We start from the raw sequence: 21,500 nt of genomic DNA, 5'->3' as shown, positions 1-21,500 counted from the left end.
AATTATTTTCCGCAAAGGGTCAGATAAGGACAATACATGCAATTATCAGCTATCGTTGTGTGGGTAAAGGGAACATCAGGATTGAATAACTCTTCCAGTTTTTGCTGTAACAGGGTTTTGAAACTCTCCTTCATTTCATCCAGCTGTTCTGCCTGTAAAAGTACTCTTTTCCTGTTTTCCTTCAAATAGAACAAAGTTCCTTCTTCGCGCATTTTACGAATGATATAAAGGTTGGGTTCCACGCCGGTAATTCCCTTTGCCTGCTCATAAACGTAAGTATAGAACAAGGTCTGGACCAGCGCTTTATTCTGTTTATTACTTTCGCTGTCAAAGAGTTCTTCGATGGAAGAGAAGCCGATTTCATCCCTTCCGGTCTTATAGTCGACAATTCTGGTTACGCCATTGCGCTGATCAACACGGTCGATGATTCCAAACAAGGTTAATGACCGCTCCTCTCCTTTCACCTTAATTGGGAAAGGAATCACATAATCTTCATCATTTTCCAGTTCTACCAAGGTAAAAGGAGCTTGATTTTCATCATGATCGAGGATGACATTCGCGTATTCTGCAACGATGGCCAGCATGACCTGCTGCATTCCGTTGTGCTCAAGAATCTTTTCTTCCTCTTTGAACATTACAAAAGCAAATGCCCGTTTACACAATTCGTCAAGATTTTTTCGGTTCTCTATGATTCTTTCTTTGGTGATGTATGGGCTTTCCGCCTGAAGTTTCTGATAAAAGCGCTCCAGCACAAGGTGGAGGGTGGAACCGATACTATTGGCTTCGAGATTTTCTGCCAGCTCTTCCGGCTCCTCTACTTTAGCAATGTATTTATAAAAAAACTGTACCGGACAGTTCAGGTAAGTCGTGAGTCTGGTGGCAGAGAGCTTAGCCGAAGGGCCTTCCTGTCCATCCAGATAGAGGTTTAATCTTCGGAGGACTTCTCCTTCCTTTTTAATGTCAACATTTACTTTATACTCAATGGCAACGGATTGCGACTGGTCAAAATATTTAAAGGTATAACCACTTTCAAACTCCAGCTGACGGAGGAAACGACTTGGTTCTCCGGTATTATTATCGTCTCCCTGTCCGTTATAAACCAGGCTTACTTTCTTGGAGCGCTGCAATAAACGGTAAAACATATAGGCAGAAATGGCATCCTGATTTTCAATTACCGGTAATCCATAAGCCCTTCGGATGCTATCGGGAATAAAGCTTGGTGAAACATTTACCTGCGGCAGAATTCCTTCATTTACCCCAAGCACATATACGTGTTCGAAATCCAGGCTCCTGCTTTCCAATAATCCCATGACCTGCACACCCTGTAAAGGCTCTCCACTTAAAGGGACTGCAATGCCCTGCACTGCTTTTTGCATGAGCGAAAGCACAAAAGAAAGGGGCAGCTGGGCAGCGTAATCTTCCAGCGTATCGTGCAAGCGGTTTAACTCTTTTAAAGTAGCAGCAAACAAATCGGCCTCGGTTTGTTTTAAAGTTTTATCTTCCAATTGGCGCTCCAGGATCAACCTGAATACCTTTTGCAGGTTATTTATCGCTGCTAAGCCCTTATGCACTTTTGTAAAAAACAAAGTAGACAATTCATCGCCATGCAAGGTGAGCACAGGAACTTCTATCAATTGTTCTTTTAAAATTTCCTGCTGCACCAGGTCTCTTTGTTCGGCAGACACCCCTGTTAACGGGTGCGATAGAAAGGCTTCTACATCTCTATAATATACCGTATCCTTTTTACCTTCGATCAGCTGCGCCTGAATACTCAGCCAAAGATCCGCCAGGCCAAAAATAGAGGTTGCCAGTAAGGGGTACCCCATCGTAACATTGAGGTCAATGTTAGAAATGCCGTCTGCATGCTGATACTGTGTAGGGATGGTCTGTAATACGGGAAGTAATAAACTTTCGTCGGCAAGAATCAATGCAATTTTTCCCGCATTGTCTGCCGCCTCCAATAAAGGATAGTCCTGCAGCAGTTCCTGTTGAAGGATTTTTGCCTGTGCAGTTTGTCCTTGTGTTTTATAGACGTTAATTTCTTTCTGATGGCTTCTGATCAGGTCTTTGCCCGCACCCAACGCATTTGGAAGACCTAGCTTTTGAATATTTTTTCTCAGGAACAATCCGGCTTCCTGGGTTTCATCCTGGAGGTAATAATTGTCCGCATCAAAGTAGAATAAAGCTTTTTCATCTTTATTCCATCGCTTAAAGATGACCGCTTCGGCATTACTTAATGCATTGAAACCTGCAAAGACCAGTTTTCCTTCACTGAAATCGTTGATAAAGGTTGGCCGGTCTGCATTTCCTTCCGCCAGCTGGCGATAAATATAGGCCATAGTTGTATAACCCTTTTCTCTTAAAGCATGATGAAAATTACGGTACAACTTTGGCATACGCCGCCACATTCGAATAAATTGTTCCTGATGGTTCTGCTGTTTCCCTGAGGAGAAAGAAGACCAGAACTGCTCTAAAAACTGTTGTTGTTCGGAGGTCAGGTGCTGAAATTCCTTTTCGATCACGGCAATATCTTCCAGTTCCTGAAACAGCTGATCTGCATTAACAAGGTCGTTGTCAATTTGCGAAAAATCACTCAGAATGATCCTGGCAATGGGATAAAAGACATCCGGATTCAGCGCTTTTCCTCCCTCCTCTGCCAGCAATTTATTGTATTGCTGCAGCAAGGTGAAAAACTGGGTGAATCCATCTGCAACCTGTAAATGGGTAGAAAGGGCAAAAAACTCCTGAATGGTGAAAAATGAGGGGCTCCAAAAAGGCTTCCCAATGGTATCTGCGAGATGATTCTGTAGGTAAGGGACGGGGCGTTTATTGTTAAAAACCACCGCAGCATGATGCAGATCTCCGCCAAGGCGCGCTACCAAATCTTCTGCTACTTCTTTTAAAAATGCACTCATCTTTACACTAATTTTAGTTCTGCACTATGCGCATAAAACAGATAGGTTTGTACTTTCTGATAGCCCATGGCGAGCAACAAATCCCGATAACCATAGACCTGTTTGATATGGGCATCGCTTTCTTTAAGGGTAAACTTATAATCGATCACCACGACCTCCTTTCCTGAGATCAGGACTTTATCCGGACGGTACATCTTTCCGCGGATGTCTATAATACTTTTTTCATTAATCGTTTCTTTGCTTGTTCCGAGTAAGGCCTGCAAGTCTTTATGTTCCAAAACATTGATAGCCTGCTTTCTCAATGCCGGACGTTCTTCGGCTTTAAAAACACCTTCATTCAGCATGGTATTCAGGACTTCGTCCACTTCTGCTGCATTCGCCGAAAGGGCCAATACTTCATGTAAAATGCTTCCCTCTCTTCCCGCATTGGTGCCGGTTAGCATTTCCAGCTCTCTCCTCTTGAGTTTATTATTGAACACCTCGCTGAGGCGCCCCGAGGTAGGATATTCCAGCAAGTTGATCAATGCTGGGCGTTCTTCTTTGGAAGCTGATGAAATTGTTTTTTTAACGACCGGTTCATCCACGATAAAGGCTCCTTCCTCATTTAACTCTTCTTGCAAGGTCATGGCCATCAGATCGCCAATGGTGCTAATGGTATCTGTTTTTTTGCCAAGACAGGTAATGTACAAATATTCTTTTGTCCTCGTGGTAGCCACATATAACATGTTTAGCGCATCCATATTGTTGTACAATAATTCCTCATAATAAGGAATTGCCACAGCCGATTGTCCCAGTTCCTTATTGTATTTCAAAGGAATACTCTGCAACTGGTGGTAAGGTGTATTTTCTGTAGGCACCCAAAAGATGCTGTTGGGCTTACCGTTAATTTCCCAGTTACAGAAAGGCACCATGACCACTTTAAAGGCAAGTCCTTTAGATTTATGGATGGTAATCACCTGCACAGCATCTGTATTTTCTGAAGAAGGCAGTGTTTTCCTGCGTCCTTCTTCTTCCCAATAAGTAAGAAAGGAGGTAATTCCTTTTTCTCCCTGTCGGGCAAAATTCCCGGCGAGGTCCCTCAAAGCGAATAAATACGGCATATGAGCGGCATGATTTGGCCGGCTTAATCCATAAGCACGGATCAGCTTTTCTAACAATTCAGGCAATGGTTGCTGCATCCAGCTTTTCCAGTTTTCACAGAGCTCCGGCGGTAAAATATCAGACAGCTCTTCCAGTCCTTTAATTTTCAGGTTAAACAATTGTTCTGGCTGTACTTTTTCTGCTTTTAGCTGTGCATACAGGCTGATACAATTGGCCTTATATAAGGCGGTATTATTTGGAAGCCCGGCCATTACCATCAGGGTATTGATTAGAATTTTTACTGCTGTATTATTTTCAATCAGTAAAGCCTCACCTGAAATCACGTTGATGTTGTTCTCCATCAATGCGTCCACTACGGCGATTGCTTCTGAGTTCGAACGCACCAATACGCAGGCATCACCTGCTTTATACCGCTGTTCTTCTACGATGAGGCGGGTTAGCGTAGCCACCATTCTTCTTAAAGCTTCCGGCTTAAAACCGGTTCTGCCCAGGCTTGCGCCATCTGCATCAGTTTTCAAAACCGAAAAGTCGATACTTCCTCCGGAAGCCGTTTTTGGGGTGAGCTTTTGAGCGACTTCCGCATATACATCTGTAATGATATGACCAAGACCTCTTTCTGCCCACCAGTTGGCAAGTTTTTGATTGGCCGATTGCTCTTCTATGGTGTCATTCAACCTCCCTTGCATCAATATCGGCAGCGCCTTAAAGAGCATATTGTTAAACAGAATGATATTTTCCGTACTTCTATAGTTTTCTTCGAGGTTTGCGGAGGTTACATAACTTTCGCCAATGTCTTTTTTCGCCTGTTGGTGAAGGATATTCCAATCGCCATTACGCCAGCGATAGATGGACTGTTTTACATCACCTACGATCAAATGATCGATCAGTTTACCATTGGCCTCCGCCATGGCATTTTTTAACAGGGGTTTGAAGTTTCCCCATTGATTGGAGGAGGTATCCTGAAATTCATCAAACAGAAAATGGCGATACCGGCTTCCTGTTTTTTCCCAGATAAAAGCAGGGTTATCATCATCCTCACCTGTAATTCCTTTCAGGAGATTCTGAGCATCACTGATCAGCAGGTTTCCACTTTCCTGTCTATAGGTTTTCAGTAAAACGGCCATTTCCTGCATCAAACGCAGGTAGTATAAGTTTTTATTAAAGGCTTGGGCCAGGATATACTCCGGTAAACCGGAAATATAACGTTGATATAATTGATCGAGTAATGGGTTGAGGCTGGAATATAAGGAATCGTCTGATCCTGCTTTAAACCATTCCTCCGGCTCATTGATCAGCTTTGCTATACTTTCAATTTTTGAAAAATCACCATCTGCAATTTTTGAAATGGAAAGCAATGGGGAGCGTGATTTCCCTTTCAGCTGATCAGTATTGATATTGGCCGATTCAAATAGGTTCCTGGCTTGTAAAGCTTTCTCTTTGAGGTCACTTTCAAATAAGGTAATCTGCTGCCGGGTAGATTTGCTGTACTCCCCAAACATGACATTCAAGTCATTGTGCTCAATGAGCTCCTGAATTGCATTGTCGAAAGGCTGGTATCGCTCTTTAAATATTTCTCCGGCAAGGTCAATCAGCTCATTTCTGTAATTCCAGCTGATGTTGTTGCTGATTCTGTCCATGGCCAGGTCAATGATCCACTGGAGCAGGTTGGGATTGCTGTCCATCTGCTCATCAAGTTTATCGGCAAGTTCATTTTTTACTTTTTCAAAGTTCATTTCCAGTGCATAACCGGAGTCTAAACCAAGTTCAAAGGCAAAACCCCTGATGACCTTTTGTACAAATCCATCGATGGTGCTGACAGAAAAACGGCTGTAATCGTGTAATATTTTTTTATAAATCCTTTCTGATTTTTCCTGTAAAAGGGTTTTGTTTAAATCAGGATGTGCTTTTAGGACTAAAGTTCTGTAATCTTCTACCTCTTCCTGCCCTAATGCGAAGCCTTTAAGCACCTCCATGATCCTGGTTTTCATCTCTTCGGTCGCCTTATTGGTGAAAGTTACGGCAAGAATTTCCCTGTACTTGGTTTCTCCAGACAAGAGCAAGGTCAAATAATGTGCTGTAAGACTGAATGTTTTACCGGATCCTGCGGAAGCTTGTAATATTTTTAGAGGCTGTTGCGGCATTAGGTAAAGCTAAAATATTCTGATGAGGTTTTTATAAAATAGTAGACGACTTAATTAGTAGACAATTTTATAATCTGATCACATAAAGATCTGAATAGTTTCTTACTTTTGATTTTAGCGCTATGATTTAGAGCTGTGGGGATTATGGTCTAGCTTTTCATATGATGAAAATCAATCCTAAATTACCTGAAGCAGAAAGAGCCGCTAGTAAACAATAAAACAAATGACAATGAAAAGAATAGCTTTAATACTTTTTGCCTTTGTGGCCATTTCGACGAGTGGCTTTGCTCAGGCGGCAAAAGAAGCCGTAAAGATTTACAATCCTTCTGCGAATGCCCAGGCAGATATCGACGCTGCTGTATCCAAGGCAAAAAAAGAAGGTAAACATGTATTTATACAGGTAGGCGGCAACTGGTGTTCCTGGTGTATTGCTTTCCATAATCTGGTAGACAGCACTCCCGAACTTAAAGCGGTGCTTAATGACAATTACGAAACGGTATTGGTGAATTACAGTAAAGAGAATAAAAATGAAGCGGTACTGGCAAAATTAAACTACCCGGGACGCTTTGGTTTTCCGGTATTCCTGATCCTTGATGGAGACGGAAAACTATTACACACGCAAAACTCAGCTTATCTTGAAGAAGGTAAGGGACATAGTGTTAAAAAAGTAACTGAATTCCTTAAAAACTGGAATGTTGCAGCACTAAAGCCTGAAAATAATAAATAAATATTTTGAAGATCATCCTGCAGATGTGACCTTATAGATTACATCTGCAGGATTTTTTTATTCCCCGTCGCCGTATTTAAAGGCCGCATTTACGGTTACCGGCAATTTCCCGGTAGGAACGAATTGGTTTTTAATCACCGAAGATGCTGCACGCTGCATAAAATCTTCTTTCTGATAGGCTACAATCAGCCCTTTACTATTTTCCAGCCCTGTTAAGGCGCTAATGTTATAAGGATTGGCAAACAATGCAAACACGGCATTTTTATCAGACATATCCTTAATGAACATTTTTAAATCTGCACTCAGCACCATTCCGTTTCCGGGACGATTTCTCATGTCATGAATCCCCACAATTACCTGATCGAAACCAGCAATCTCCCTTAGCACTTTTGCAATCGAATTCGCATTGGCATCTTTATCCAGGGTATAAAAAACTGAATTCTTATAATAACTGCCCAGGTCTTTTTGGAAAGTCGTGATGTTAGGAGTACCAATACTGATAATGATCGTTCTTTTTTCTGCAGATAGTGTTTTTAAGTATTGCTTACCTCTCAAAACCGTCATAGATGCATCTGCCAGTTGCTGCAATAAGGCTAAACTCTCCGCTCTGTTGACTTCAGCAAGAACCTGATGTTCATTGATGGTATCTTTTACATTTAGTCCAGCCCAGTATTTTGCAGTAAGGATCTTCTTTACGCTCTCATCTATCCGGTCCATGCTGATCCTTCCTGATTTTACGGCTTTACGAACCAGCTTAATGGCTCGGGCACTATTTTCTGAAAGCTCTAAAATATCATTCCCCGCAATGATGCCCATCACATCGGCTTCGCCATCTTTAAAGTATTTTACTACACCTTTCATTCCCATCGCATCGGAAATGATAATGCCTTTAAAGCCCAGTTCTTCTTTTAGAATTCCGGTGACAATTGGTTTAGATAAGGTAGAAGGCATATTGGGTGTGTTGTCCAATGCCGGAATATTCATGTGTGCAATCATGACCCCCGCGGCACCTTCTTTAATGAGCTCTCTGAAAGGATAAATCTCAAGGCTATCCAAACGTGCTTTGGTAAAGGGCAATTTTGGAAGGTCATAATGGGAGTCTACATCGGTATCTCCATGGCCCGGAAAATGCTTTAAACTCACCAAAAGACCACCGTCCTGCATTCCCTTCATATAAGCTGATGCTTTGGCGGTTACGTTATATTTATTCTCACCAAATGACCTGAAATTGATCACTGGATTTTTTGAATTGTTGTTGACGTCCACATCCGGGGCAAGATTCATGTGCATCCCTATCCGTTTGTAGTCTTTCGCGACTTCCAATCCCATCTTATAGATCAGTTCTTTATCCTGAACAGCTCCTAATGCCATCTGGTAAGGGTAGGAAACTGTACTATCCAAACGCATTCCCAAACCCCATTCCCCATCTGAGGTGATGAGTAAAGGAACCCTTGCGAGCGATTGATATTGATTGGTCAATACTGCTTGTCTGCCGGGACCACCCTGAAAGAAGACCAGTCCGCCAATCTTTTCTTTTTTAATCACTCTTCCTATGGAATCTTCATAGACTTTACCCATATCGGTATGTGCCCTTACGAAAAACATTTGCGCGATCTTCTGACGCTTATTTAGTTTTTTAAAGACGGAGTCTACCCATTGGTTGGGGCTCGCCAGAGTTTCTAAGTACGTTTTTTTCTGTGCCTGAACTGACGACAGTCCGCTGAACAAAAGAAGAAGGGCTATCGGATGCTTAAATCTCATTGGGGTGTAATCGGTTAAATCTCAAAGTTAAACAAAAAGCATTTAGATAAAAGGAGGGCTGATGTAACAAAAGCGGGGAGAAATAAAGTTTAAAAAAGAATCCCGGCCCTTTTGAAGGTACCGGGATCTGCTTTCCATAGGTAAATGGAATTAAAAAGTATAGCCTAATGACAAGGCAAAGCCTTTATTTTTCAGTTTATCCTGATTGATGTCGTCATTAAATGTTTTCTGGAAGTCCATTGTATATCTTCCATTCACGTTGATGTTAGGCGTAATGGCATAACCTAAGCCTACTACACCACCGGCGATGGATTTTTTATAATCTTTTTTATTGGTAAAGCTATCTCCTACCTGTTCGCCATTCACTTTAAATGACGATTCCTGGGAAAGTAAGAACGATGCCTGAGGACCAACAAAAACCGTTAGTTCGGGAGTAGGTCTGTATCCAACCAAAATTGGTACATCCAGATATCCAACCTTGGAATCAAATTCAGAGGTCGTATTTCCAAAAGTTTCTTTCACTTTACCTCCTTTTTGGGAATAAATCACCTCCGGAAGGAAAGCAAAACCACCACCTAAAGGCAGATCCGCATAAACACCGGCCTGGAATCCAACTTTAGAATCTGTGGAATAACTCTGATCCCCTATAGAGATCTTTCCCATGTTCATTAAATTTGCCCCTGCCTTAATACCGAATCTCATTTGATCGTTTGCGGCAGATTGTGACGTTTGTGCTTTTGACTGGAAGGCCATACTACTCAAGGTCAGACCCAATCCTATAATGAATAATTTTTTCATGATTGTCGATTTTAATAAGTTTAAAATTCGGGGTGGGTATTGTAATAACCATGCCAAAAAAGGCTATTAACCCTATATTTCGCAAATTGACACTAAAACAAACACACTGACATACAGACGATTAAAGTCAAAAAGCAAATTTAGACACGAGTAAAAAAGAGAGGTTTTAAATTGTCCCAAATCCAACACATAATGTGGTGTGGATCAGGAAACCGGAAACTTGAAGAAACAAAATTCTGTCTAAAAAAAGAGGGTACCTGTTAAAGTACCCTCTTCAATATATTTTTTTCTAAGGTTAGAATTTCACACCTACACCTACAGAGAATACCTGGTTTTTGTATTCAGGAGTTTGTTTCGTTCCATCTTCATTGTTTTTCTGGAAATCAAGAGCATAACGACCATGAATATCAAATTTATCGTTGAGATCATACCTAAATCCAATTACTCCACCAACAAGACTCTTTTTAAATTTATCCGAATCTTCATTGAATTCATTTTCTATAACAGTACCAAAACGATTATCAAATTTATTCTTGGTAGAAGTTAAAAAGGAAACCTGAGGTCCTACAACCAGGTTTAATCCACTACCCCCAAGATTAATGCTTGCCAAAATTGGAATATCAATGAAGTGAGTAGTTTGAGTATATTCTCCCAAAGAAGTTTCTGCTTTATATCCTTTGGTCGAATACAATAGCTCCGGAGTAAATGCAAGTCCTTTGATCAGGTTGATGTCTAAGGTAACACCGGCATTAAAACCAGGATTTACTTTAGTGCTATAATTGTTGTTTCCATCTCCCTTAATGATATTAGGAAGGTTCAAACCTGCTTTAACCCCTAACCTGATGGGGCTTTGTGCATTAGCTGCACCAGCAACGAATAGGCCTATAGCCAAAATAATGATCTTTTTCATGTTGTGTTGTTTTATCTCAGGGTCTTAGAAAGAAATGTGCCAAGATTTATATTTTCGCTGTGGGATCTTGCCAGAATCTGGGCTACAGATTCATTTAAAGCGAATTAGCATCCAGATATCTCTTATCTTTCTTATCGATGGGCACAAGGCATCTTCTTCTACAATTGTATCGAATTTGATACAAACCAGATTCAGATTCCAGGGATAGGTTCTGAAAAAACAGTGGAAATTAATAATTGACATTTTCGATCCCCTTCTTTTAGTTTCAATAACGATTGTTTATACTTACGTATAATTACGATTAGTGTTATAAATCATTAAATCTTTTCAGATGTCGGAATTTTCAGCCGAAGTAATCGGCACTATGGTCATGATTCTTTTAGGAAACGGTGTAGTGGCCAACGTTGTTTTAACAGGAACAAAAGGGAATAACGGGGGCTGGATCGTCATTACGACAGCATGGGCGTTGGCCGTATTTGTAGGCGTGGTAATTGCCGGGCCATATAGTGGTGCTCACCTTAATCCTGCTGTTTCCATCAGCCTTGCCCTTATCGGGAAACTAAGCTGGGCAAAAGTGCCTATTTACATCCTCGCACAGTTTATTGGTGCTTTTTTAGGGGCCTTCCTCGTTTGGCTGACCTACAAAGATCACTATAAGCAAACCGAAGATCAGGGCGCCAAACGTGCTACATTCTGTACGGCTCCTGCCATCAGAAATACCTGGTCTAACCTCATTAGTGAAATTATTGGAACATTTATATTGATCTTTGTGATCTTTCATTTTAGCGATGCCTCTATGGGCATTAGTAAAACACCTATAGGCTTAGGTTCTCTCGGGGCATTACCAGTCGCCTTTCTTGTTTGGGTCATCGGCCTATCGCTCGGAGGTACTACAGGCTATGCAATTAACCCGGCAAGAGATCTGGGGCCAAGAATTATGCATGCCATTTTACCGGTTCATGGCAAAGGAGATAACGACTGGGGATACGCATGGATTCCTGTTGCCGGCCCATTGATTGGCGCCTTGCTTGCTTTCGCTTTGGATCTGTTTATCAAAATATAAATATTCAAAAGGCCGATTCAGAACATAATCCGAATCGGCCTTTTGAATTATAACACTTGTATAAATATCTTTTATGGAGTCTTTGCTAAAGGGGTGGAAAGAAGTTCTTCCAGTTTTTTATCCAGATCTTCTCCTCTCAGGTTTCTACCAACAATTACTCCATTAGGGTCAATAAGTACATTGGCAGGAATCGCCCTAACCCCATACAACTTCGCAGCTGCACTATTCCAAAAGGCAAGGTCAGAAACGTGTGTCCAACTCAAGTTGTCATCTTTAATCCCTTTTAACCAGGCTTCTTTATTTTTATCAAGAGATACAGCAAAGATTTCAAATCCCTTATCATGATATTTCTGATAAGCTTTTACCAGATTTGGATTCTCCCTTCTGCAAGGTCCACACCAGGATGCCCAGAAATCAAGCAATAAATATTTTCCAAAATGATCAGATAATTTAATTGATTTTCCCTCTGGTGTTAATCCTTCAAAATCAGGAGCCTTATTTCCAATACCAACACTGGTTAATACATTTACCAGGTCTTTCAGTACCACAACATAGGGCGTATTGGATAATTTAGGATCCAGTAACTGCAAATTCTGTCTAATCTCTTCCGGACTCAATCTATACGAGAAATCCCTGTAAAGAACATAAGCCGCGACTAAAGAGCTTGGATTCTCCTTAATAAATGCGCCTATTTTAACCTCTTTTTGTTTTTTGTAGCTGGTAAATAAATCATTGGAAGCAGATCCGGTTACCACCGAATTCCTATAATAACCTTCCGGGTCCAGAGAAACATCTACTTTCCCTTTTTCTAAAAAGACATACAGCGGACTCTCCTCCTTATCTACAGTTAAACCATACAACTCCGGTAATTTAAGTGTCTTATTAAATTTGAAAGTTCCATCTTTCAGCTCTGCAGAATCCAATGTAAAAAACATTTTATTATCGAATTTCTGCAGGTAGACCTTGCCTGAATTCAGTCCTTTAACCGTTCCCGTAATTTCTACATTACTTTTCTCCTGTGCGTAAACCGCTGCGCTACTCAAGAGCAACGATAGTGTAGCTATAGTTAGTGTTTTCATCATATATCGGTTGATTTAATTAGGCTTTTTATGTCCATGAGCCTTAAGGTAAAACAAAGATAAATAAATAAACTACTAATTCCATAGACTTTAATCACAAAACCTATCCTTCTTTTCCACCTTTTCGTTTTTCATTGATTTTCAAACACTTACCATTAATTAAAACTACCTTACACCAGGTAAGGGCGATGATGCCCGAAATCGTGATGACCATTCCATTGGAACAAATCTTTAATAAACTCATTGACAGCTTCATAGAAAACAAGGTTGGTATAGCAGAACATTTTTTAAGCGAAGATCTTGCCGCTCATTTGAAAAACAACTTAACGCAACTTTACAAAGAAAACCTCCTTTTATCCGCCGGAACAGGAAACGACACGCTGGTAGTCCATGATAAATTATTTAGAAGTGACCGGATATACTGGCTTGACCGAAAGCACAATAATCAACATGAAAATGATTTTTTCGATTTGATGGACCGCTTTGTAAGTCACCTGAACAGCACCTGCTATACAGGTATCACTGGCTATGAATTTCATTATACGTTGTATGAAAAAGGGAGTTTTTATAAAAAACACCTTGACCAGTTTCGTAGTAATGGAAGCAGACAATATTCAATGATCATGTATCTAAATACAGATTGGAAAATAAATGACGGTGGCGAACTCTGCATTCATCATCTGAACAATCTTCAAAACATCAGTCCATTAAATGGAAAAAGTGTGTTCTTCAAAAGCAGTGAGCTGGCTCATGAAGTTTTACTCACAAATAAACCCAGAATGAGCATCACAGGCTGGCTAAAGGTGATGTAATGAAAAAACGAGAATACTAAAGGAGATCTAAAGCGAAAGAATTTAATTAATCTTGATTTTGAAGGAGAATAAATTAGCCTAACTTTAATAGAAATTTGCTCGATTTATGTTAAAAAGAAAGCTCTCTTTAATTGAAGGTACGATGTATGCCAACGGCTCTGGAGTCGTTAACGTTGTATCTGGCATCAGAATCAAAGGAAACATTCCCGAAAAAGCCTTATACGATGCACTCTCAAAAATTCAGAAAAGACATCCTTTGCTCAGGGTGGATGTTGTAAAAGAAGACAATGGCACTCTCTTTTTTGTGGAACGAAAAGACATCTCTGAAATACCTGTGCGCATGGTTAGGCGACACAGTAATGAGGATTGGGAAAAAGAGTCCATCGCAGAATGCCTCAATCCTTTTATTTTAAAGGATCAACCGCTCGCAAGACTAGTTTGGATAAGATCAGAAGAGGTATCAGACTTAATTTTCGTCTGCCATCATTGCATTTGTGATGGCAAATCTGTTTTGAGCATGATGGACGAAACACTTCGTTTATTAGCTGAACCGCATTTGGATATTGGCAGTTATCACTCCTTCTCCTCCGTTGAAGAATTTATTCCTGACAGCATTAGACATAATAAAACCAATATTATAAAAGTTAGCATCTTTGCTAAACTGGTACAGTTCAGTTTAAATATTTTATGTTTAAAAAAAGAAATCAAAAGAGAGCAGCCCTACTTCTTGCACTGGAAAATAAACAGAGAAGAGTCAGCCATGATCCTGAAAGGTTGTAAGACGGCAGAGATTTCCATTCATTCCGCACTGTCCATAGCCTTTTTAAAGGCCCATCAACAAATTAAGCAACTTAAATCATACTCCAGACTTTACTGTGCCGTGGATATGCGAAAATTCCTTCCTGAGATTAAAGAGGACATGTTTTTTGCCTTTCCTGCAATGATAAGCCTGAGCTTAAAAGCAAATGAAAATAATAACCTTTGGGTTCCGGCAAGGATGTTTAAAGAAAAGCTTCAGCAGGAAATCAACAAGATGGATATCAATAAATTTTTTCTGTATAGCAGTGGGCTACTGCGGGCCCTTCCAAAAATGAGTAAATATGCTAAAGCAGAAAGAGGAATTCACGATTTTACCTTTTCCAATATGGGGAAGGTCCGCATCAAAGAAAATTACGGTATCCTTGAAGTAGAAGCCTTACACTCTCCTTCCACTATGTTCCCTTTCGGCAATCCAAGCACACTCTCTACCACGACATTCAGAGGAGAAATAGACTTTATATTTACTTCAGATGAAGCTTTCATAAAAAAAGAAGAGGCCATGATGCTAAAACAAAATGCCATGCAATTATTAATCAATTCGACTAAAACGATGCCTTGTTAATAAAAATTACAACATGCTTCTTGTCGTAAATTCCCCTTCATTTTGTCGTTTCTCCCTATCGCGTTTCCAGGAAAGTCCGGCTAATTTTACATCATTCAATCATTAACCAGAATCATTCAATTAAAATTAAGCAAAATGAATACAACAAATCAGATCAACATTACAGTAGAAACAATTGTAAACGCAGCAGTAGACACCGTTTGGAACGCATGGACCTCTCCGGAACATATTATAAAATGGAACAATGCTTCTGAAGATTGGCATACCCCGAGAGTGGAAAATGATTTGCGCACAGGAGGAAAATTCCTGTCAAGGATGGAAGCTAAAGATGGTAGCTTCGGTTTTGACTTTTCCGGAGTCTACGACGAGGTAAAAACCAACGAACTCATTGCTTATACACTTGGAGATGATAGAAAAGTGAGTATTTCATTTGTCAGAGATGGCAACACGACGAAAATAACTGAAACATTTGAAGCTGAAAGTACAAATCCGATAGAAATGCAGAAAGGTGGCTGGCAAGCGATCCTGGATAACTTCAAAAAATATGCAGAATCATTGGCAAGCTAACTAAATGCCTTTTCCTTCAATTGCAAAAGAAAGTGGGTGCCTAAAATATTTTAGGCACCCACTTTCTTTTATATAGATCATGTTAGCTAATGAAACTGAGCTGTTTCCGTACTGTCTTTCATGGCCATAGTAGAGGCAGTTCCTTGCTGCACGGTGCTCTGAACGCAATCAAAATATCCGGTTCCCACGAAAGTCTGGTGTTTCACGGCCTTAAAACCATGCTCCTGCAATGCAAATTCCCTTTGCTGCAATTTAGAGAAACCAGCCATACCGCTTTCCCTGTACGATTGAGACAGTTCAAACATAGAGGTATTTAATGCATGGAAGCCGGCTAGCGTAATGAACTGGAACCTATATCCCAAAGCCGCCAGATCTTCACGAAACGTTTCCATCTCTTCTTCTTTCAGGTGTTTGCTCCAATTGAAAGATGGAGAACAGTTATAAGCCAAAAGTTTTCCTGGATAAACAGCATGAATCGCTTCAGCAAATGCTTTTGCAATGGCAAGATCGGGTTGCGAAGTTTCCATCCAGATCATATCCGCATAAGGCGCATAGGACAAACCACGTGAAATACATTGTTCCAATCCATTTCTTACTGAATAAAACCCTTCATTGGTTCGCTCGCCTGTAATGAATTCCTGATCTCTTACATCAATATCAGAAGTAATCAGATTCGCCGCTTCTCCGTCTGTGCGTGCAATAATGATCGTCGAAACATTCATCACATCTGCCGCCAATCTTGCTGCAATTAGTTTATTTATGGCTTCCTGTGTAGGAACCAATACTTTCCCACCCAAATGCCCGCATTTTTTTGCAGAAGACAACTGATCTTCAAAATGAACACCGGATGCTCCACCATCAATCATTGCTTTCATCAATTCAAATGCATTTAAATTTCCTCCAAAACCAGCCTCAGCATCTGCAACAATGGGTGCCATCCAGTCTTTCGAGTTATCTCCATTTACAGAATCAATCTGTTCACAACGCAATAAGGCATTGTTAATCCTTTTCACCACGTCAGGTACTGAATTTACAGGATACAAAGATTGATCCGGATACATGGTTCCTGAGGAATTGGCATCAGCTGCAACCTGCCATCCGCTCAGGTAAATCGCATCTAATCCTGCGGCTACTTCCTGTACAGCCTGATTCCCTGTCAGGGCCCCCAGAGCCGCAACATATGACTGCATTTTCAATTTTTCCCATAATTTCTCTGCCCCATGTTTGGCCAAAGTATATTCAATTTCTACTTTACTGCGCAATTTCAAAACTTCTTCTGCGGTATAAGGCCGATTGATCCCCTCCCATCTCGGATTGGTTTGCCATTCGGTAAATAATCGGGTAGCTCTATGATCTGTTCCCATTGTGGTTCGTTTTTTAGGTTAACATTTACATTGATTTTTTATATGGTTATCGTTTTTTCATCTGTTACAAAAAGAGAAGACACGCTTTCCGGCTCCCGGACTTCTTCTTCACAAACTTTCTTCTCATCATTAGAAAGAATGAGTTCATAACCTGGCAGGGTGAGAAAGTCAACCCATTTATTCTGAACAATCAATTTATTGAAAATACAGATCGCCTGAACGTATTGGCCTTCCTGGTAAGCTTTACTCCCTACCGTGCTCCTGATTTGTTCAATCTCATCATCTCTCATGTCTTCGTACAAACTATGGTTAATGATTCTGCCATCTTCTAAACTGGCTTTATTGTGTAACCATTGCCAAACCTGTGTGCGACAAATCTCTGCGGTCGCGGCATCTTCCATCAGGTTATAAATGGCTGCAGCACCATTTCCACGAAGCCAGTTTTCGAGATACAAAATCCCCACATTGATATTTTGTCTTAATCCTTCTTCGGTGATCGTTCCCTCTGGTAATTGTAATAATTCGTCTGCCGTACAAATAAAATCTTCCCGTTTTACATGGAGTTGATTTGCTGTTTTCATACCGACATCAAATATTTCCTTAGCAATGGCAACCAGTCCCGGGTGCGCAACCCAGGTCCCATCGTGGCCATCTGTTACTTCCCTCAACTTGTCTGCTTTTACCTTTTTTAGAGCAGCTTCGTTGGCGGCTTCGTTATTTTTAATTGGAATTTGTGCCGCCATCCCACCTATGGCATGTGCCCCGCGTTTATGACAGGTTTTTATCACCAATTGGGTGTATGCCCGCATAAAAGGCACGGTCATATTTACCTGTGAACGGTCTGGAAAGACATATCCCGGAATATTCCTGAACTTCTTAATGAAGGAAAAAATATAGTCCCAGCGGCCGCAGTTCATACCGGCAGAATGGTCTTTCAACTCAAATAATATTTCATTTAGCTGAAATGGAGCAAGAATGGTCTCTACCAATACAGTTGCCTTGATGCTTCCATAAGCCACACCGCAATATTCCTGTGCGAATACAAATACATCATTCCAAAGTCTGGCTTCTCTATAACTTTCTAATTTTGGTAAATAGAAGTATGGGCCCGTTCCTTTTTGCAAGAGCGTTTTGGCATTATGAAAAAAGTAAAGTCCAAAATCAAGCAAGCTTCCACTGATGGGCGCTCCATTAACTTCAATATGTTTTTCCTCCAGGTGCCAGCCTCTGGGACGAACGAATAAAGTAGCGGTCTGCTCATTTAACTTATATTCCTTTCCGTTATCCGCATTGACAAAGCTGATAGAACGGTTAATGGCATCACGCAGGTTAACCTGACCACCAATGATGTTCTCCCAGTTTGGAGAGTTACTGTCTTCAAAATCGGCCATAAAAACATTAGCGCCAGAATTCATAGCATTAATGATCATCTTGCGGTCAACGGGTCCGGTAATTTCCACCCGACGGTCCAGAATATCTTCGGGTACCGGGGCAATCTGCCATTCGCTGCTCCGTATCTCTGCTGTTTCCGGAAGAAAACGAGGTTTCCATCCGGCATCAATTTTTTGCTGCACTACCTCTCTCTCTTTAAGTAAGGCTTTGCGATGCACATTAAAATGGAGGTGCAATGCCTTAATAAACTGCAGTGCATCATCCCCAAGTATTTCCTGGTAAGCTTCCTGGAACGGAGCTTTAATGGTCATGCCCTCCGGGGCAGGATTCCATTTGCTGGGGTGGTTCATAATTGATGTCATGGTTGTAAGTTTTATGCAAGATACGGATTATTCTCAATTAGCGAAATATTCGCTAATATTTTTTTTTTCGTTAAACAGGTTCTTTTTCCTACTTTAGCCGTATGATAACCGATAATGATAGCGTACGCCTGATTTTGGGCCTGAAAGTAAAAGCTTTACGTCAGGAAAAAGGACTCTCCTACCAACAACTTGCGGAGAAAACAGGCATGTCTCTCTCTTATGTACACGATATTGAGACCGGAAAAAAGTTCCCAAAGGCAGATAAAATACTCTCATTAGCGAAAATTCTGGGCGTTGATTATGATTATCTGGTGTCGTTAAGGGCCAGCAAAAAGCTCCAGCCAATTATCGACCTGATCAATTCTGATTTTATCAATGCAGTACCCTGGGAACATTTCGGACTAACCCCCGCTTCTCTTCTGGATCTTTTTTCCAATACGCCCGATAAAGTGACAGCTTTCATCAGTACCCTACTTAAAATCTCCAGAAGCTATCAATTATCAAAAGAAAACTTCTACAATGCCGCCCTTCGTTCCTACCAGGACCTTCATGACAATTATTTTGAAGATCTTGAGGATGCCGTAAGGAACTTCAGACTGGAATATCAATTGGAAGAAGATCTCAAAATTGAAATCCCGCTACTGGAAGCCATTTTAAATAAAATGGACATTCAGGTAAACCGCAAGCGGATGAATACTATGGATGCTTTACAGGGATTACGCTCATTTTACGCTACAACAAGCAAAACATTTTACATCAATAAAGGCATGAGCCCTGCTCAGGAGAAATTTCTACTGGCCCGGGAAATCGCATTTCAGTACCTAAAGATCACTGAGAGGCCTTATGAAACCATTATTCAGCATAGCGATTCCTTTGACATGATGCTAAACAACTTCAACGCTTCCTATTTTGCAGTAGCATTGCTGATGCAGGAAGAAAAATTCGTGGAAGATGTAAAATACATTATGATGCAAACAAAATGGGATGATAAAGCATGGATTAACCTATGGACACAATATGATGTGACGCCCGAAATGTTGGTACAGCGACTAACCAATATTTTGCCAAAACACTTCAGCATCGATCAGCTTTTCTTTTTGCGCATATCAGGAGAAGTAAAAAAAGATGAATTTGAAATCACCAAAGAATTACACCTTTCTCAGCTACACAACCCTCATGCCAATGCCACTCATGAGCATTATTGTCGCCGATGGGTCTCTATCAATTCCCTTAAGCATACGGCGAACCTGGTTGCAGCCAAAAAGTACAAACACCCTATTGTTGAAGCACAAATATCCCAATACTGGCAGACACATAACCGTTATCTATGCATCTCCATTTCAAAACCGACAGGAAAAGGGAATGAAATGATTAGTGTGACGCTCGGATTATTGATAGATCAGAAGCTCCTTCAGGCGATGTCATTTGTAAATGACACTGCGATTCCTGTAAAAACCGTACACACCACCTGCGAACGCTGCGGAATCATGGATTGCTTGGAAAGGGCAGCCCCACCAACTGAAATCCTGAAGGAACAAAAACAGGAAAAGATCAATAATGCACTAAAACAACTCCAATAATTAAGAATGAACCTTTATAAAACCAGTCTGTTTTGCGTTTTAACCCTCGCCATAGCTTCAGTCGCAAATGCCCAAAATAAGGTCATATTCAAAGAAAATTTTCGAAAAGATAATCTTCAAAAAAACTGGTTGAGCTTAAATGGAGACTGGCAAGTTAAAGATTTTAACATCCAGGGAAATAAAGATGCGAACTGGGCTATCCTACTCTGCAACAAGCCTCTTCCTGAAAATTACATTCTTACTTTCTCTTCATTGGCGGAACCAGAAACCTATTTATTCGAAGTCATGCTCAATCTGAACCACAATAAATTCCTGGGCATTTTATTGAATCAGTTTGAGAATAGAGTAGCCATCGAAGATCGCGGACTGTTTGCCAATGTAGGTATGAGCGGAAGTTTCATCCATAGTGTTGGCCATATTGGCACCATGCCTAAAGTAGAAAGACCAAAAGAACATACCTGGCAGGACTGGAAAATACAAAGAACCGGAAATCAATTCTTTGTATGGATCAATAATGAAGCGATTACTTTCTTTAACGATTCAACGGATTTTGTAAAGACTAAAGGGCAATTTGGTTTTGCAATAAATGGCAAAGCTTCCATTAAAGACATAACATTGATGAAAACAAAAGGAGAAAGTTCACTTCCTCCTAAAGATTTTAAAGGGAAACCAAGGATCAAACCATTTTTTGTTTTTGAATAGCATTAATTTTTATCGGCGTCTTTTTGCCATAAGTAAGACTTCTCCATAGCCATTCTATGGGTCCATAAAGAAACCGGTAACAGGGCTGATTTTGCCATAAAGGCCTAATCCAAAGCTGTAAAAAACAGGACACAAATAACAGATAAAAACATGGCAAAAATCTGAGGCAATATCAAACAATATCCTATTTTAGTAATGATGCCATCGAAAGTATTCTGCAAAAAGATCTCCCCAACCGTACCCTTTTGATAAATAAGCACAACCTGTGCTGTAATTGTTTTTGCCGGGTTCCCTGATATAGGTGCTTCTACAAAAAATGCCGGACCAATCAGGAAACCAGCAAGCACAAATAAAAGGACAGGGACCAATAGTAAAGAAAAAGCCCAGATAAGGACTGTTTTAGGCCTGCTGTTGCGAAAGAAAAGCAAAAAGAAGCCTGCAATACTATAAACACATAAAACGTCGCCATACCAAACGAAATAACTGTGGACAAGACCAATCAGTAACAGCATAAACAAACGCCGGATAAACAATCGGACAGGCCCCTGCTCTTTCTTTTCTGCTCTTGCAATAAAAATCATAAATCCGAGTCCGAACAGAAAGGAAAACATGGAAATAAACTTCCCTTCACCTACAAAATTGATCAGCATGACCACCAGCTGATCGGTCCAGTCCGGCCAGGTAGCCAAGGGATCAGTATACAGGGCAGGAAAGGAAAAAAGTCCCATATTCACAATTAAAATACCGAATAAGGCGATTCCGCGTATAATATCCAGTTCACCGATTCTTTGTGTTATTTGCATGAGCCAAATGTAAAAAGAGAGGGGAATTGGCCAATTGACATT

Annotated in this window: 16 protein-coding genes; 7 read left to right on the top strand and 9 right to left on the bottom strand. The window is 40.6% G+C overall.

Annotated features, from left to right (window positions below; genetic code table 11):
* Positions 1 to 2 precede the first annotated feature (2 nt).
* Positions 3 to 2,915 (bottom strand): PD-(D/E)XK nuclease family protein, encoded by a 2,913-nt coding sequence (locus AAFF35_RS29975; protein ID WP_342330119.1) that lies wholly within the window; start codon positions 2,913 to 2,915, stop codon positions 3 to 5.
* Between the two features lie 2 nt (positions 2,916 to 2,917).
* Positions 2,918 to 6,157, bottom strand: a complete 3,240-nt coding sequence (locus tag AAFF35_RS29970; protein ID WP_342330118.1) for a UvrD-helicase domain-containing protein — start codon at positions 6,155 to 6,157, stop codon at positions 2,918 to 2,920.
* A 229-nt stretch (positions 6,158 to 6,386) separates the two neighbouring features.
* Between AAFF35_RS29970 and AAFF35_RS29965 the strand changes: the two genes are divergently transcribed.
* Entirely contained in the window at positions 6,387 to 6,884 is a 498-nt protein-coding gene (locus AAFF35_RS29965; protein ID WP_342330117.1) for a thioredoxin family protein, read from the top strand.
* Positions 6,885 to 6,941: 57 nt separating this feature from the next.
* Here the strand turns inward: AAFF35_RS29965 and AAFF35_RS29960 are convergent, their stop codons facing one another.
* From AAFF35_RS29960 to AAFF35_RS29950, 3 genes are all read right to left on the bottom strand, one after another.
* Positions 6,942 to 8,645 (bottom strand): glycoside hydrolase family 3 protein, encoded by a 1,704-nt coding sequence (locus tag AAFF35_RS29960; protein WP_342330116.1) that lies wholly within the window; start codon positions 8,643 to 8,645, stop codon positions 6,942 to 6,944.
* 150 nt (positions 8,646 to 8,795) lie between these two features.
* Complete coding sequence (locus tag AAFF35_RS29955; RefSeq protein ID WP_342330115.1) at positions 8,796 to 9,443, bottom strand: porin family protein; 648 nt, start codon at positions 9,441 to 9,443, stop codon at positions 8,796 to 8,798.
* Between the two features lie 295 nt (positions 9,444 to 9,738).
* On the bottom strand, positions 9,739 to 10,353 hold the full coding sequence (locus AAFF35_RS29950) for a porin family protein (protein WP_342330114.1): 615 nt from the start codon (positions 10,351 to 10,353) through the stop codon (positions 9,739 to 9,741).
* Between the two features lie 331 nt (positions 10,354 to 10,684).
* Between AAFF35_RS29950 and AAFF35_RS29945 the strand changes: the two genes are divergently transcribed.
* The gene (locus tag AAFF35_RS29945) at positions 10,685 to 11,416 is read left to right on the top strand and encodes an MIP/aquaporin family protein (protein WP_342330113.1); all 732 of its coding nucleotides are present in this window, start codon (positions 10,685 to 10,687) and stop codon (positions 11,414 to 11,416) included.
* Positions 11,417 to 11,487: 71 nt separating this feature from the next.
* Here the strand turns inward: AAFF35_RS29945 and AAFF35_RS29940 are convergent, their stop codons facing one another.
* Positions 11,488 to 12,498 carry a TlpA disulfide reductase family protein gene (locus AAFF35_RS29940; RefSeq protein WP_342330112.1) on the bottom strand — a complete coding sequence of 337 codons (1,011 nt, stop codon included), beginning with the start codon at positions 12,496 to 12,498 and terminating at the stop codon, positions 11,488 to 11,490.
* Between the two features lie 131 nt (positions 12,499 to 12,629).
* On the opposite strand from AAFF35_RS29940, the gene AAFF35_RS29935 reads away from it, so the two are divergent.
* The 3 genes from AAFF35_RS29935 to AAFF35_RS29925 all read left to right on the top strand — a co-directional run bounded on the left by AAFF35_RS29935 (position 12,630) and on the right by AAFF35_RS29925 (position 15,255).
* The gene (locus AAFF35_RS29935; RefSeq protein ID WP_342330111.1) at positions 12,630 to 13,307 is read left to right on the top strand and encodes a 2OG-Fe(II) oxygenase; all 678 of its coding nucleotides are present in this window, start codon (positions 12,630 to 12,632) and stop codon (positions 13,305 to 13,307) included.
* A 106-nt stretch (positions 13,308 to 13,413) separates the two neighbouring features.
* Positions 13,414 to 14,688 carry a condensation domain-containing protein gene (locus AAFF35_RS29930; protein WP_342330110.1) on the top strand — a complete coding sequence of 425 codons (1,275 nt, stop codon included), beginning with the start codon at positions 13,414 to 13,416 and terminating at the stop codon, positions 14,686 to 14,688.
* Positions 14,689 to 14,823: 135 nt separating this feature from the next.
* On the top strand, positions 14,824 to 15,255 hold the full coding sequence (locus tag AAFF35_RS29925) for an SRPBCC family protein (protein WP_342330109.1): 432 nt from the start codon (positions 14,824 to 14,826) through the stop codon (positions 15,253 to 15,255).
* Between the two features lie 86 nt (positions 15,256 to 15,341).
* Here AAFF35_RS29925 and aceA read toward each other — a convergent pair whose 3' ends face one another.
* Both aceA and aceB read right to left on the bottom strand, forming a co-directional pair.
* The gene (gene aceA, locus AAFF35_RS29920; protein WP_342330108.1) at positions 15,342 to 16,619 is read right to left on the bottom strand and encodes an isocitrate lyase; all 1,278 of its coding nucleotides are present in this window, start codon (positions 16,617 to 16,619) and stop codon (positions 15,342 to 15,344) included.
* A gap of 38 nt (positions 16,620 to 16,657) precedes the next feature.
* On the bottom strand, positions 16,658 to 18,373 hold the full coding sequence (gene aceB, locus AAFF35_RS29915) for a malate synthase A (RefSeq protein WP_342330107.1): 1,716 nt from the start codon (positions 18,371 to 18,373) through the stop codon (positions 16,658 to 16,660).
* Positions 18,374 to 18,474: 101 nt separating this feature from the next.
* Between aceB and AAFF35_RS29910 the strand changes: the two genes are divergently transcribed.
* Together AAFF35_RS29910 and AAFF35_RS29905 are read left to right on the top strand one after the other, a co-directional pair.
* Positions 18,475 to 19,953 (top strand): XRE family transcriptional regulator, encoded by a 1,479-nt coding sequence (locus AAFF35_RS29910; RefSeq protein ID WP_342330106.1) that lies wholly within the window; start codon positions 18,475 to 18,477, stop codon positions 19,951 to 19,953.
* Positions 19,954 to 19,959: 6 nt separating this feature from the next.
* Complete coding sequence (locus AAFF35_RS29905) at positions 19,960 to 20,655, top strand: hypothetical protein (RefSeq protein WP_342330105.1); 696 nt, start codon at positions 19,960 to 19,962, stop codon at positions 20,653 to 20,655.
* Between the two features lie 104 nt (positions 20,656 to 20,759).
* Here AAFF35_RS29905 and AAFF35_RS29900 read toward each other — a convergent pair whose 3' ends face one another.
* Entirely contained in the window at positions 20,760 to 21,458 is a 699-nt protein-coding gene (locus AAFF35_RS29900) for a hypothetical protein (RefSeq protein ID WP_342330104.1), read from the bottom strand.
* Positions 21,459 to 21,500 lie beyond the last annotated feature (42 nt).

The organism is Pedobacter sp. FW305-3-2-15-E-R2A2 (genome assembly GCF_038446955.1).
GTDB lineage: Bacteria > Bacteroidota > Bacteroidia > Sphingobacteriales > Sphingobacteriaceae > Pedobacter.
Note: the sequence above shows the minus strand (reverse complement) of the source record. Positions and strands in the feature narration are given on the sequence as shown.

Coding starts and splice junctions, on each gene's coding strand:
- AAFF35_RS29975 (WP_342330119.1), bottom strand. CDS start 2,915: ATGAGTGCATTTTTAAAAGAAGTAGCAGAAGATTTGGTAGCGCGCCTT.
- AAFF35_RS29970 (WP_342330118.1), bottom strand. CDS start 6,157: ATGCCGCAACAGCCTCTAAAAATATTACAAGCTTCCGCAGGATCCGGT.
- AAFF35_RS29965 (WP_342330117.1), top strand. CDS start 6,387: ATGAAAAGAATAGCTTTAATACTTTTTGCCTTTGTGGCCATTTCGACG.
- AAFF35_RS29960 (WP_342330116.1), bottom strand. CDS start 8,645: ATGAGATTTAAGCATCCGATAGCCCTTCTTCTTTTGTTCAGCGGACTG.
- AAFF35_RS29955 (WP_342330115.1), bottom strand. CDS start 9,443: ATGAAAAAATTATTCATTATAGGATTGGGTCTGACCTTGAGTAGTATG.
- AAFF35_RS29950 (WP_342330114.1), bottom strand. CDS start 10,353: ATGAAAAAGATCATTATTTTGGCTATAGGCCTATTCGTTGCTGGTGCA.
- AAFF35_RS29945 (WP_342330113.1), top strand. CDS start 10,685: ATGTCGGAATTTTCAGCCGAAGTAATCGGCACTATGGTCATGATTCTT.
- AAFF35_RS29940 (WP_342330112.1), bottom strand. CDS start 12,498: ATGATGAAAACACTAACTATAGCTACACTATCGTTGCTCTTGAGTAGC.
- AAFF35_RS29930 (WP_342330110.1), top strand. CDS start 13,414: ATGTTAAAAAGAAAGCTCTCTTTAATTGAAGGTACGATGTATGCCAAC.
- AAFF35_RS29925 (WP_342330109.1), top strand. CDS start 14,824: ATGAATACAACAAATCAGATCAACATTACAGTAGAAACAATTGTAAAC.
- aceA (WP_342330108.1), bottom strand. CDS start 16,619: ATGGGAACAGATCATAGAGCTACCCGATTATTTACCGAATGGCAAACC.
- aceB (WP_342330107.1), bottom strand. CDS start 18,373: ATGACATCAATTATGAACCACCCCAGCAAATGGAATCCTGCCCCGGAG.
- AAFF35_RS29910 (WP_342330106.1), top strand. CDS start 18,475: ATGATAACCGATAATGATAGCGTACGCCTGATTTTGGGCCTGAAAGTA.
- AAFF35_RS29905 (WP_342330105.1), top strand. CDS start 19,960: ATGAACCTTTATAAAACCAGTCTGTTTTGCGTTTTAACCCTCGCCATA.
- AAFF35_RS29900 (WP_342330104.1), bottom strand. CDS start 21,458: ATGCAAATAACACAAAGAATCGGTGAACTGGATATTATACGCGGAATC.